The sequence below is a fragment of the Brevundimonas faecalis genome (genome assembly GCF_040549405.1).
Lineage (GTDB): Bacteria > Pseudomonadota > Alphaproteobacteria > Caulobacterales > Caulobacteraceae > Brevundimonas > Brevundimonas faecalis.
In genome coordinates, this window is record NZ_JBEPTF010000002.1 from 486,867 (window position 1) to 498,801 (window position 11,935).

Below are 11,935 nucleotides of genomic sequence, written 5' to 3' on the forward strand. Positions count from 1 at the left end.
CCCCATGACCCCGCTTCTCCGCATCGGCACCCGCCGCTCCAAACTGGCCCTGGCCCAGTCCGGCATGATGCAGCGCGCTATCGGCCGCGCCCTGGGCGTCGCCGAGGCCGACATCGAAACCCTCGTCCCCCTGGTCGAGATCGTCACCACCGGCGACCGCATCCAGGACCGACGCCTGCTGGAAGTCGGCGGCAAGGCCCTGTTCACCAAGGAGATCGAGGAGGCCCTGCTCGACGGTCGCGTCGACGTCGCCGTCCACTCGATGAAGGACGTCCCCGCCGAACAGCCCGAGGGCCTGGCCATCGCCGCCGTGCCCGAGCGCGAGGACCCCCGCGACGGCTTCATCAGCGAGCATTTCGCGACCTTCGCCGACCTGCCCCACGGCGCCCGCCTCGGCACCGCCTCCCTGCGGCGTCAGGCCCAGGCCCTGGCCCTGCGTCCCGATCTGAAGATCGAGATGCTGCGCGGCAATGTCGACACCCGGCTGAAGCGGCTGAAGGACGGCGATTTCGACGCCATCCTGCTGGCCTGTTCCGGCCTGAACCGCCTCGGCTTCTCCGAGGTGATCCGCGAGCGCTTGTCGCTGGACGCCTTCTTGCCCGCTCCGGGACAAGGCGCCCTGGCCATCCAGACGCGCGAAGGCGACGCCGAGGCCGCCTGGACCCATGCCTTGAACCACGACCTGACGGCCCTGGCCGTCGCCGCCGAGCGCGGCGCCATGACGGCGCTGGAGGGCTCGTGCCGCACCGCCGTCGGCGCCCATGCGATGATCGAGGGGGGCGTCCTGCGCCTGACCACGGAAATGCTCAGCCCTGACGGCTCGGCCCGCTGGCGTCGGGTCGGAGAAATCTCCGACGTCTCAACCACGACCGCCCTCGACCACGCTCGCTCGCTGGGCCTGCGCCTCGGCGGCGAGGTTCACGCCGAAGCCGGCGACCAGAAGATCGACCTCTAGGCCATGCGGCCGATCCGCCGCGTCTGGATCACCCGCGCGCAGCCCGGCGCCGCGCGCACGGCCGAGCGTCTGGCCGCCCTGGGCTTCCAGCCCCTGATCCAGCCCCTGCTGACGATCCGCCCCCTGCCTCAAGCCCTGGATCAGGCGCCCGATCCGGCCACGGTCGCCGCCCTGGCTTTCACCAGCCCCAATGGCGTTGAAGCCTTCGCGGCCCTGACGCCCCTCTGGCGCGATCGTCCCGTTTTCGCCGTCGGCGACGCCACGGCCGAGGCCGCCCGCGCCGTCGGCTTCCTGGACGCCCGCTCGGCCGCCGGCGACATCCACGCCCTGGCCCGCCTCATCGCCGCCACGCCTCGCGCCGGCTGGAACGGCGAGACGATCCTGGCCCCCGGCGCCCGCGAGCCGGCCGGCGACCTCCCCGCCCTCCTGCCCGACCGGATCGTCGTGCGCCTGCCCGTCTACGCCGCTATCGAGACGGAGGCTTCTGCGCCCGGGGATTTCGACGCCGTCCTGCTCCACTCTCCCCGCGCGGCCCGCGCCCTCGCCGCCAAGGTCGCCCCTGACGTCGCTCTGCGCCTGGCGATCTGCATCTCCGCCGCCGCGGCAGCCCCCCTGGCGCCCCTGAATTTCCAGGAAATCCGCGTCGCGGACACGCCGGATGACGCTTCCATGCTCTCAGCGCTTGGCAAGTCCGCCGCACCCGTATAAAGACCCGACCTCGCGCGGCGCTTCCGACACTCGTCAGCCCGCCGACCGGAGCCGCTTTAGCTCAGCCGGTAGAGCACCTCATTCGTAATGAGGGGGTCAGGTGTTCGAGTCACCTAAGCGGCACCACCTTTCCAGAGCACTGTTAGCTTTAACGCCCGCCCAGGATAAGCCGGAAGGTGCTTCCGCTTGGGAGTTGCGTGGGTTCTCTGTGCTGAAGGCGGTCGAGGCCGGGGCGGCGAAGCAGGCCGCCTTCTGATCCAAAGCGCTCCACCCGCATCCTGACATCACGTCGGGGTGCGGGTGGGGCGCTATTTTTTAAGCCGACCATAGGCCTTTAACGGCAAGAAACAGCTCTAGATTTGTTGCTGGCCCGCCAATGCGTCTCGCATCTTTGCCGCGTGAAAAAGAAGCGATACCTATCCCTTCGCGATATTAGCGCGGGGGACACAATGCTGATGGACGCAGGGAATAGCCTTAGCGGGCTCGTTGTCAGAATACTCGCCGCTGCGGCGATGCCGTGTGTTGTGCTAGGCGGGTGCGCAACTGCAGTGACGAGCAGTTCGGCTGTGACGCCAGCCGCCGACCCTTTGCTTCTGGCCCTGACCGCGCCTTCTGCGGATATCGAGACGGCAGTTACGCGGGGTGAAGCGGAGGCCCAGTTCGCTAAGGCGATCATCCTCGCCCATGGCCTCAGGGGACAGCCCCAGGATTCGGCGCGGGCCAACACATTGAGGAGCCAGGCTCTTTCGCAGCGCCCTGGGACCACTCTCACCCAATACATTCCGGGCATAAACGGACAGCCCGGAAGGGTCGTCCCGTTGGTTGCTCAGGGCGCGGTCGGATTCTCGCCTGTTCTCGCCCAGAAACTCGACGCCTGCATTCAAACACTGAGCCAGTTCGGTTCGGACGCCATGACCTTCGATCCCCGTTCGTGGGGCGACACAGACAATGGCTTCGAACGAATGGAGGCGGAAAACGCAAGACGGGCGGAGACCTGCGGAGGGTCTGAACGATATGGGCATATCGCCGCGCTGTGGACCTGGGAACGACCTTGGCGTCCCTGGCCGCTGCCAAACTGCGAGACCGAGGACACCCGGTGCCACATCCTGTCCGCCAAGATCCAACGGCTCAATGGCCGCGATCCTCGCCGCGAAGCCATCGACGCGGCGGCTCGGGGTGATTTTCGATTAGGGGCGACAAACCACATAGGCCCCATGCCGCAAGGTTGGGACACGACAGGCGTTACCTGCAGAGCGTGGACCCGTGACATGGTCGGCAAGTGGCACGTCAATCAGGACGTCATCAGGCCGGGAGACCCTCAACATACAGCAGCGTCAGCGTCCTTTATCGCCACATATAACCGGACGTTGATTCAACAGCCCGGCTTCCCCTTCAAGGACATCTGTGGACCGGACGGCGGGCAACCTGCTCAACGTCATACTGGCGCTATCGGCAGCTACGCCGACGCTGCCCGAACAAAGGACACGGCCCGCTTGGCGGACGTACCAGCGAGCGCCGACATCAACGTCAAAGACGTTTTCGGCGTGACCGCTCTGAGCTGGGCGACGCGAAACCGTGATGAACCCATGGCCAAGGCCCTTATGGAAGCAGGGGCCGATCCAAACACCTTCGATTTGAACGAGCCCGGCCCGCTGGCCGTTGCTTTGAACGCGGACCAGTTTGAACTCGCCCAAGTGATGCTTTCGCGCGGAGCAAAACTACAGGGCCCGACCGGACGGTGCGAACGTTTCGGACTTTTCAGCGGCCCGCCGGAAGGCAACAACGGCTGCAGTTGGGCGGGTCTGCTGATCCTCAAGAAGCGTTTTGACTTGCTGGATGAGCTGGCCGCAGGCCCAGAGGGCCAGACTCTGCTGGCGAGCGGCGCTTATGAACTGGACGAGGCCTTTCTGGCCGCCGTCCGTTCAAATGATCGGATCACGATCCAACGCTTGTCGCCACATGCAGGGCAGAATCACCGCGCTTCCATTACCCTGAAGGCTCTCGACGCCCTGGGGGATCGCGATGTCCTGATGGAATATGTCGCAGCCAATGGGGCCGAAACTGCGCGATCGCCAGCAGAGGCGGAGCTTTGGCGAATAGCTGCCCGAGTTCGCCAAGCCGGGCCGCTCGATGTGTTGCGGACACGGGGGGGCGACCTCAATCTCCTCTCGCCCGCTCGGCTTCAGACCTGCGGCGTAGCGATAAGGCAGGGAGATGGTTCGTTGCTTGAACTCTGCATCGACGAAGCGATCCAGCGCAAACAGGCGATCGAAGCGGCTGTCATGGCGGGCGATGATGCAGCCTTCCAGAACCTGCTGGCCGACGTCTCCGACGTACGAGAACGAAACAAGCCGCCCTTGCTGGGGCTCGTGGTGCAGCACGGGTCTGTACCGATGCTTGAACAGATTCTTGCTCGCGGTTTCGACTTCCAGCAGCCTTGGATGGGCGAAAGCGCATTGATCTTGGCGGCGCGACGCGGCGAGCGCGAACGCGTACGTCTTCTCGCGGATGCAGGTGCTCGCGGCCTGGTCCAGACGATTGGAATGCTAGGAAATTTGGGAAATCCGCCGCCTGGACTGCAAACCATCGCTTTCGGCTCACGCAACGAAGACACTGAACGCCTGCCCAACAACAACGGAGCCGATAATCTCGAGGCAATCCGCATCGTCGCGGCTGAAGCTGCACGCATCGAAGGCCCGCAAGCTCTCGAAGCCTCCTTCAAGAGCGCGGCTTACAGCGGCTACAATGATGTGTTGGAAATCTTGCTGGCCAATGGCCTAGACTTGCGGTCAGCGCGACAACCGGGAGAAATCTGGTACGCTTGGGCGGGACTGGGGCAACCGTGCAAGCCGTCTACCGGCCGCATCCTCCTTAAGGCAGGATTGCCTACCACCTACCCCGCCAGTAATTTCACACGCGACACCGCCCTGCACATCGTCGCGTCTAGATGCATGAATCCCCGCAGCATCGATCTGCTGGTCAGCGAGGGCGGCATGGCGGTGAACATTCTCAACATCGACGGTGAAACGCCCCTCGATCGTGCGACGACTTACCGAGAGGAGTATCTGATCGCAGCCCTCAAGGCGCTTGGTGGACGAACGGCCGCCGAGCTCGATCCTGCGGCGTATGCCCAGCGTCAAAATGAAGAGCGGGTGTCTGATGACCTTGATCTAGAGCAGAGTGAGCGAAATTAATCTGTTAGATGCCCCCAAGCGGTCATCATCATCAGCGGCGACGACGCATGGCAACGCCATCGCTGGGCTCAGGTCGCTTGGCGCATGTTGTTCTGCAGGTATGGCGCAGGTCGAATTTCCGCGTCGGACTGAGCTAACGATCACAAACTAGGAAACGGCCGAAACAGCCCCCTGAGCCAATCTGGGAAGTTCGTGGGGCGGCTCAATTTCATGACCCTGAATGGGGCTAGAACCTTTGCCTCGGCTGGGTTTGACGACTTCTCTTCCGACAAATTCGTAATGAGGTGTTCGAGTCACCTAAGCGGCGCCATCTTTTCTTCCCGCATCATGAATCCAAAGAGCCGCCGCCAGAGTCGCGCCTGAAAGCCGGGCGATGCACTGGATCTCGCATGTTCTTCGGCACTGCCGTTCGCGCGGCGGAAACGCTCGCGCGCAGACATCTCTTGCACGTATAAGCATATCTTTATATGTCTGCAGCCTTCATCGTCTTGCAGGAGCCTGCCTTGGCCCGTTCGTCGTTCCAGTTCACGTCCGAGAGCGTTTCGGAAGGTCACCCCGACAAGGTGGCGGATCAGATTTCCGACGCCGTCGTCGACTTCTTCCTGTCCCGCGACCCCGAGGCGCGCGTCGCCTGCGAGACCCTGACCACCACCAACCGCGTGGTCCTGGCCGGCGAGATCCGCGGCAAGGGCGTCTGGAACAGCGAAAAGGACGCCTGGGAGCCGGGCGTGGGCGAGGAAATCGAGACGATCGTCCGCCGCGTGGTGCGCGAGATCGGCTATGAGCAGGACGGCTTCCACTGGGAGACCTTCGATTTCGCCAACCACCTGCACGGCCAGTCGGCCGACATCGCGGTGGGCGTGGACTCGACTGAAACCAAGGACGAAGGCGCCGGCGACCAGGGCATCATGTTCGGCTACGCCTCGAACGAGACGCCCGAGCTGATGCCGGCCACCCTGGCCTACAGCCATGAAATCCTGAAGCGCCTGGCGGCCCTGCGCCACAAGGGCGGTTCGATCCTGGAGCCGGACGCCAAGGCTCAGGTGACCCTGCAGTACCAGGACGGCAAGCCGGTGCGCGCGACCTCGATCGTCGTCTCGACCCAGCACGCCAAGGGCAAGGCCGCCGAGGTCGAGGCCGTGGTGCGTCCGGTCGTAGAAGACATCCTGCCCCAGGGCTTCATCACCAATGAAACCGTCTGGCACATCAACCCGACCGGCATCTTCGAGATCGGCGGCCCGGACGGCGACACCGGCCTGACCGGTCGCAAGATCATCGTCGACACCTACGGCGGCGCGGCCCCGCACGGCGGCGGCGCCTTCTCGGGCAAGGACCCGACCAAGGTGGACCGTTCGGCCGCCTATGCCGCGCGCTACCTGGCCAAGAACGTCGTGGCGGCGGGCCTGGCCGACCGCTGCACCATCCAGCTGTCCTACGCCATCGGCGTGGCCCAGCCCCAGTCGGTCCATGTCGACCTGCACGGCACGGGCAAGATCGACGAAACGGTTCTGGAACGCGAACTGCCCGCCCTGATCGGCGGCGCCACCCCGCGCGCCATTCGCCAGCACCTGGGCCTGAATAAGCCGGTCTACGAGCGCACGGCCCGCTACGGCCACTTCGGCCGCGCGCCCGACGCCGACGGCGGCTTCTCCTGGGAGAAGACCGACCTGGTCGACAGGCTGAAAGCCCTCGTCTGAGGCCGACGCCCGCCTGAATAGAGGAAGGCGTCGCGGCTTCGGCTGCGGCGCCTTTTTCCTATCTGGGCCTCACGACACAATCATGCCCTTGCATCACGGGACGTCTGGCCCTTTAAGCGCGCCAGACACGCCTCCCCGCGGCCCGAAAGGATTTTTCGACCCATGACCTCGCCCGCCCCCCAAGACCGGCCGATCAAGAAAGTCGTCCTCGCCTATTCGGGCGGGCTGGACACGTCGATCATCCTGAAGTGGCTGCAGACGGAATACGGCGCGGAGGTCGTCACCTTCACCGCCGACCTGGGCCAGGGCGAGGAACTGGCGCCGGCCAAGGAGAAGGCGCTGAAACTGGGCATCAAGCCCGAGAACATCTTCATCGACGACCTGCGCGAAGAGTTCGTGCGCGACTTCGTCTTCCCGATGTTCCGCGCCAACGCCCTGTATGAAGGCCAGTACCTGCTCGGCACCTCGATCGCCCGCCCGCTGATCGCCAAGCGCCAGATCGAGATCGCCCGCCAGCTCGGCGCCGACGCTGTCTGTCACGGCGCCACCGGCAAGGGCAACGACCAGGTCCGCTTCGAGCTGGGCTACTACGCCCTGAACCCCGACATCCGCGTCATCGCCCCCTGGCGCGAGTGGGAATTCCGTTCGCGCGAAGCCCTTCTGGCCTTCGCCGAAGCCCACCAGATTCCCATCTCCAAGGACAAGCGCGGCGAGGCGCCCTTCTCGGTCGACGCCAATCTTCTGCACTCCTCGTCCGAGGGCAAGGTGCTGGAAGACCCCGCCGTCGAGGCACCCGAGTTCGTGCACCAGCGCACCATCTCGCCGGAAGCCGCCCCTGACGTCGCCACGGTCATCGAGATCGGCTTCGAGAAGGGCGACGCCGTCTCGATCAACGGCGAGGCCATGTCGCCGGCCACCCTGCTGACCGCCCTGAACCAGTACGGCCACGACAACGGCGTCGGTCGCCTGGACCTGGTCGAGAACCGCTTCGTCGGCATGAAGTCGCGCGGCGTCTACGAGACCCCGGGCGGCACCATCCTGCTGGCCGCCCACCGCGGCATCGAGTCCATCACGCTTGATCGCGGCGCCATGCATCTGAAGGACGAACTGGCGGTTAAGTACGCCCACCTCGTCTACAACGGCTTCTGGTTCTCGCCCGAGCGCGAAATGCTGCAAGCCGCCGTCGACAAGAGCCAGGAGAAGGTCTCGGGCGTCGTCCGGGTCAAGCTCTACAAGGGCAATGTCACGGTCATCGGCCGCGAGAGCCCCTACAGCCTCTATGACCAGGACCTCGTCACCTTCGAGGAAGGCGTCCAGGCCTATGACCACAAGGACGCCGAGGGCTTCATCAAGCTGAACGCCCTGCGCCTGCGCGTCCTGGCCAAGCGGGACGGCCGCGAGGGCTAGACCCCTCCGACAACCTGAACCTTCAGGGCCGGGCGATCCTCAGGATCGCCCGGCTTCTGTCGTCCGTGACCCAGATGGAACCGTCCGCCGCGACGGCCAGGACCACCGGCGAGCCTCGCGGGTGGCGGCCGACGACGCGGTCCCATCCGGGCGTCAGCACCCTGCCCTTCACGCTGGGCGCGCCGGCCGGATAGGGCATGGCCCCGCGCGGATAGACGGCGTAGCGGCCCCCGACGTCCGTCAGCGGGCGGCCCCGCTCGTCCGTCTCGACCGCCGTCACGCGACCGGCCGTGCGACGGAAGCCGTGCCAGGTCATCAGCAGGCGGCCCCGGAGCTCCGGGAACATGGCGCCGTCATAATAGATCATGTCCAGCGGCGCGGCGTGCGGCGGCAGGAGGGCGATCGGCTGATCGCGGTCGGCGCACCGCGCCTGACGCGCGCTCCAGCCCGGCAGGGGCGTCGTCAGATCCACGCAATAGGGCCAGCCGTAATGGCCGCCCTGGGTCAGGAGGTTGATCTCGTCATAGGGATGGTCGGGCGTGTCCAGATCGACCGAGTTCTCGGCCTGAAGGACGGTTCCCGAGCGGTGCCGGACCAGGGCGATGGAATTGCGCAGGCCCGAGGCGAAGACCGTGCTGTCCTCGGCCCAACGGCCGTCGCCGAGATAGGCGTGGCGGCGCACCTGGGCGGTCGCGGCCTCCTCCGCGCAGGCGCCGCGCGCATCCGTCTTCGGCTTGGCCGGCGCGTCCAGGCACCGGTCGCTGGGCGCCCCGACATTGACCAGCAGGTCGCCGTTTCCGTCGAAGACGAAGCTGGACAGAGGATGGCGATTGTCGTGCAGGCGATTGTCCGGCAGGTCGCCGATCACGGTTCGCACCGTCGCCGCCGGATCGGCCGCGTTCGGATCCAGGGTCAGGATGCGGTTCATCTCGGACACATAGATGCGGCCGTCCGGCCCGCGCGCGACCGTGTGCGGCATGGACAGGCCCGTCGCCAGACGACGCCAGCGCGCGCCGCCGTCCGAGGCGAAGGACAGCCGCCAGACGGCCCCTCGTCCCGCCTCCCAACCGCCCAGATCCGTGACCAGCCAGTCGCCATGATCCAGCGCCAGCAGGCCGCGCGGCATGCGCGGTCCCTCGTCGCCGCGTCCCTGCCAGACCAGGCCCAGGCAATAGCCCGGCGCCATGCGGACCGCCGCCGCGGGGCGACCGGCGCAATCGCCCTGAACGGCGTAGGTTCGCGCGGCGGACGGGGTCTGCGCGCCGGCGGCGCCGGAGGCCAGGGCGACCGGCAGGGCGAGGGCGGCGGCGAACAGGATCGGCTTCATGAGGCCATGCTGCCGCTTGCGCTCCTCAAGTGGCAAGGCCAATCTGCCGGCCGTCCGGTCGATCGGCCGGCGCTCACACCGACAGGCCTGATCCTGTCCCTGCCGGAGGACGCCATGTCCCGACTGACTCTCGCCGCCGCCGCCGCGGCTCTCTTCGTCTGCGCCGCCCCCGCCGTCGCTCAGGACGCCGCCCCCGCCGCCCCCGCCCAGGCGCCCGCCCGCACGCCTTCGCCGGAAGAAGTCGCCTTCCAGGCTCGCGGCGAGGCTTTCGAAGCGGAAGCCCAGGCCATGGGCGGCAAGCTGGAGACCATCATGGGCGACGCCGCGCTGGACGCCGCCGCGAAGAAGAGCCGCACCGACGCCGTCCTGGCCGAGTACGAGCCCAAGTTCGGCGCCTTCGCCGACGAACTGGCCGCCTTCCTGAAGGTCATGGCGGAAAAGCCGGAAAACGCTGAACAGAAGGCTCAGCTCCTGGCCGCAGCCGAAGCTGCTCCGGCCCAGATCCGAGGCGTCCCCGCCCAGGTCCGCACCAGCATCGAGCAGGCCCTGGCCGCCCCTGCGGCCCCGGCGACCCCCAACTAGAGCCCATCGGTTCTGATCATCCTTCCGCTTCGGCCCCGAGCAGAACTCGGGGCCGTTCGCGTTTCCGGACCCTGCTTTCGTCGCCTTACGGCGATTTCACTTGAGCGCACGCCCGCTTCGGCAGACCTTGCGGCGTCCGTCGAAGGAGAGATCCGTCATGATCCGCGCCCTGTCGCTCGCCGCCGCCCTGTCGCTCGCCGCCGCCCTGGCCCTGCTGCCCGTCTCGGCCGCCGTCGCCCAGGCGAACAAGACCTCAGCCGAGATTCAACTCGACGCCGCCTCGGCCGATTTCGAGAAGAAGATGGAGGAGTTCGGCGAACGCGCCGAGCGCATCCAGAAAGACAGCGCCCTGACCGACATGCAGAAGGAGCTGGAAGTCGCGACCCTCTGGACCGAATACCAGCCCCACGTCACGGCCTTCACCGCCATGGCGACGAAGCAGGCCGGCGTGATCGCGCAACAGGCCCTGGCTGAAGTCGATCTGGAAGCCGTGGTCGATCAAGCCCTCGCCAGCGTCGGGCCGATGCTGCAGGGCCTCACGACCAACGGGGCCTGGGCCCAGCCCGATCCGGACCAGATGGTCACCTATGGCCTGGTGGCCGACTACGCCGTGGGCCAGTCGCTGGACGTCGTCGACACGGTGAAGGAAGCGTTCGCCCAGCCGACGCCGGACGACGACGAAATCTGAGCGGCGGAGCAAACCCGCTTGACCTGACGGCCTTCGCGCCGGAAACGGCCTTATGGCCGCGCTTCCCGTCGATCCGCATCTCTACGTCGCCTTCCTCGGCGTTATGGCCGTGATGGCGATCACGCCGGGACCCGCCAACGTCTTCGCCGTGGCGACCGGCATGGAAAAGGGACGCGCCGCCGCCCTGACCGCCGTGGTCGGGATGAACGCCGCCACCCTGGTCTGGTTCGGCGCGGCGGCCCTGGGCCTGGGCGCCCTGGTCGCGGCCTTTCCTCAGGTCTTCCGCATCATCGCCGTCCTGGGCGCGCTCTACGTCGCCTGGCTGGGGATCAAGTCGCTGCGGGGCGCCTTCACTTCCGCCGGGCAGCCGGAGCATGCCGAGATCCGGCGCGGACGCAGCGCCCTGGTCGACGGATTCACGGTCCAGATCGCCAATCCCAAGGCCATCCTCTTCTTCACCGCCGTCCTGCCGCCCTTCATCGACTTGAACCGGCCGGTCGCGCCCCAACTGGCCCTGTTCGCCCTGACCACCGTCGCCATGGACATGACCTCGATGAGCGCCTACGGCCTGGGCGGGGCCGCCCTGGCCGACCGGATGAACGAACCCCGGTTCAAGCGCGGGTTCGGCGTCTTCGTCGGCGTCCTGCTGATCCTTGCGGCGATCCTGATCGTCACCAGATTGCAGGGTTAGATCATCTGTGTCCGCAACAAGGAACTTGGCCGTTCACGCCTCGTTCAGATGCGGAGACGTTCAATGAGCGTTGAAGGAGAACCCCAATGAGAAATCTTCGCAAGACGGCGGTTCTGGCGGCCCTCTCCGGCGCCCTTGCGCTGGGCGCCTGCGCGACCGCGACCCCCTATCAGCCCGCGGGCTTCAACGGCCAGCGCGGCGGCTACGCCGAACAGCGTCTGGAAGCCAACCGCTTCAACGTCAGCTTCTCGGGCAATTCCGTCACCTCGCGCGATCAGGTCGAGATGTCCCTGCTGCTGCGCGCGGCGGAGCTGACGGCTGAAAACGGCTACGACTGGTTCTCGACCGTGACGCGCGCGACCGACCGGGACACCCGTTTCTACAGCACGCCCGATCCCTTCTACTATGACCGCTACGGCCCCTACTGGGGTCCGTCGTGGCGCTTCTATCGTCGCGGCTACTGGAGCCCCTGGGGCCCGACCTGGGGCAATGACTTCGACGTCCGCCAGGTCGATCGCTACGAGGCCACGGCCGAGATCGTCATGGGTCGGGGTCCGAAACCCTCCGGCGACGTCAACGCCTTCGACGCCCGCGAGGTCATCAACAACCTCGGCCCCCGCGTGACGCGGCCTGTCGCAAAGTAAGAGCGCTATCGCGAGCGACGCGGTCGCTCGCTGCTTGAGCGC

Annotated in this window: 10 protein-coding genes and 1 tRNA gene; 10 read left to right on the forward strand and 1 reads right to left on the reverse strand. The window is 66.6% G+C overall.

Annotated features, from left to right (window positions below; genetic code table 11):
* Positions 1-4 precede the first annotated feature (4 nt).
* From hemC to ABIE19_RS10395, 6 genes are all read left to right on the forward strand, one after another.
* Complete coding sequence (hemC, locus tag ABIE19_RS10370; protein ID WP_354089103.1) at positions 5-955, forward strand: hydroxymethylbilane synthase; 951 nt, start codon at positions 5-7, stop codon at positions 953-955.
* A gap of 3 nt (positions 956-958) precedes the next feature.
* On the forward strand, positions 959-1,663 hold the full coding sequence (locus tag ABIE19_RS10375; protein WP_354089104.1) for a uroporphyrinogen-III synthase: 705 nt from the start codon (positions 959-961) through the stop codon (positions 1,661-1,663).
* 50 nt (positions 1,664-1,713) lie between these two features.
* Positions 1,714-1,789 (forward strand) — tRNA-Thr (locus tag ABIE19_RS10380).
* 440 nt (positions 1,790-2,229) lie between these two features.
* The gene (locus ABIE19_RS10385) at positions 2,230-4,857 is read left to right on the forward strand and encodes an ankyrin repeat domain-containing protein (protein ID WP_354089105.1); all 2,628 of its coding nucleotides are present in this window, start codon (positions 2,230-2,232) and stop codon (positions 4,855-4,857) included.
* Between the two features lie 503 nt (positions 4,858-5,360).
* Positions 5,361-6,554, forward strand: coding sequence for a methionine adenosyltransferase (gene metK / locus ABIE19_RS10390; protein ID WP_354089106.1), 1,194 nt, complete (start codon positions 5,361-5,363; stop codon positions 6,552-6,554).
* A 162-nt stretch (positions 6,555-6,716) separates the two neighbouring features.
* Complete coding sequence (locus ABIE19_RS10395; RefSeq protein WP_354089107.1) at positions 6,717-7,961, forward strand: argininosuccinate synthase; 1,245 nt, start codon at positions 6,717-6,719, stop codon at positions 7,959-7,961.
* A gap of 22 nt (positions 7,962-7,983) precedes the next feature.
* On the opposite strand, the gene ABIE19_RS10400 is transcribed toward ABIE19_RS10395, so the two are convergent.
* Positions 7,984-9,288, reverse strand: a complete 1,305-nt coding sequence (locus ABIE19_RS10400) for a PQQ-dependent sugar dehydrogenase (protein WP_354089108.1) — start codon at positions 9,286-9,288, stop codon at positions 7,984-7,986.
* A gap of 114 nt (positions 9,289-9,402) precedes the next feature.
* On the opposite strand from ABIE19_RS10400, the gene ABIE19_RS10405 reads away from it, so the two are divergent.
* The 4 genes from ABIE19_RS10405 to ABIE19_RS10420 all read left to right on the forward strand — a co-directional run bounded on the left by ABIE19_RS10405 (position 9,403) and on the right by ABIE19_RS10420 (position 11,893).
* A complete protein-coding gene (locus tag ABIE19_RS10405) occupies positions 9,403-9,870 on the forward strand; it encodes a translation initiation factor IF-2 (RefSeq protein ID WP_354089109.1) in 468 nt (155 codons plus the stop codon).
* 157 nt (positions 9,871-10,027) lie between these two features.
* Positions 10,028-10,558, forward strand: coding sequence for a hypothetical protein (locus ABIE19_RS10410; RefSeq protein ID WP_354089110.1), 531 nt, complete (start codon positions 10,028-10,030; stop codon positions 10,556-10,558).
* Between the two features lie 52 nt (positions 10,559-10,610).
* Entirely contained in the window at positions 10,611-11,249 is a 639-nt protein-coding gene (locus tag ABIE19_RS10415; protein WP_354089111.1) for a LysE family translocator, read from the forward strand.
* Between the two features lie 86 nt (positions 11,250-11,335).
* The gene (locus tag ABIE19_RS10420) at positions 11,336-11,893 is read left to right on the forward strand and encodes a CC0125/CC1285 family lipoprotein (protein ID WP_354089112.1); all 558 of its coding nucleotides are present in this window, start codon (positions 11,336-11,338) and stop codon (positions 11,891-11,893) included.
* Positions 11,894-11,935: the final 42 nt, after the last annotated feature.

Coding starts and splice junctions, on each gene's coding strand:
- ABIE19_RS10405 (WP_354089109.1), top strand. CDS start 9,403: ATGTCCCGACTGACTCTCGCCGCCGCCGCCGCGGCTCTCTTCGTCTGC.
- hemC (WP_354089103.1), top strand. CDS start 5: ATGACCCCGCTTCTCCGCATCGGCACCCGCCGCTCCAAACTGGCCCTG.
- ABIE19_RS10375 (WP_354089104.1), top strand. CDS start 959: ATGCGGCCGATCCGCCGCGTCTGGATCACCCGCGCGCAGCCCGGCGCC.
- ABIE19_RS10395 (WP_354089107.1), top strand. CDS start 6,717: ATGACCTCGCCCGCCCCCCAAGACCGGCCGATCAAGAAAGTCGTCCTC.
- ABIE19_RS10420 (WP_354089112.1), top strand. CDS start 11,336: ATGAGAAATCTTCGCAAGACGGCGGTTCTGGCGGCCCTCTCCGGCGCC.
- ABIE19_RS10415 (WP_354089111.1), top strand. CDS start 10,611: ATGGCCGCGCTTCCCGTCGATCCGCATCTCTACGTCGCCTTCCTCGGC.
- ABIE19_RS10410 (WP_354089110.1), top strand. CDS start 10,028: ATGATCCGCGCCCTGTCGCTCGCCGCCGCCCTGTCGCTCGCCGCCGCC.
- ABIE19_RS10400 (WP_354089108.1), bottom strand. CDS start 9,288: ATGAAGCCGATCCTGTTCGCCGCCGCCCTCGCCCTGCCGGTCGCCCTG.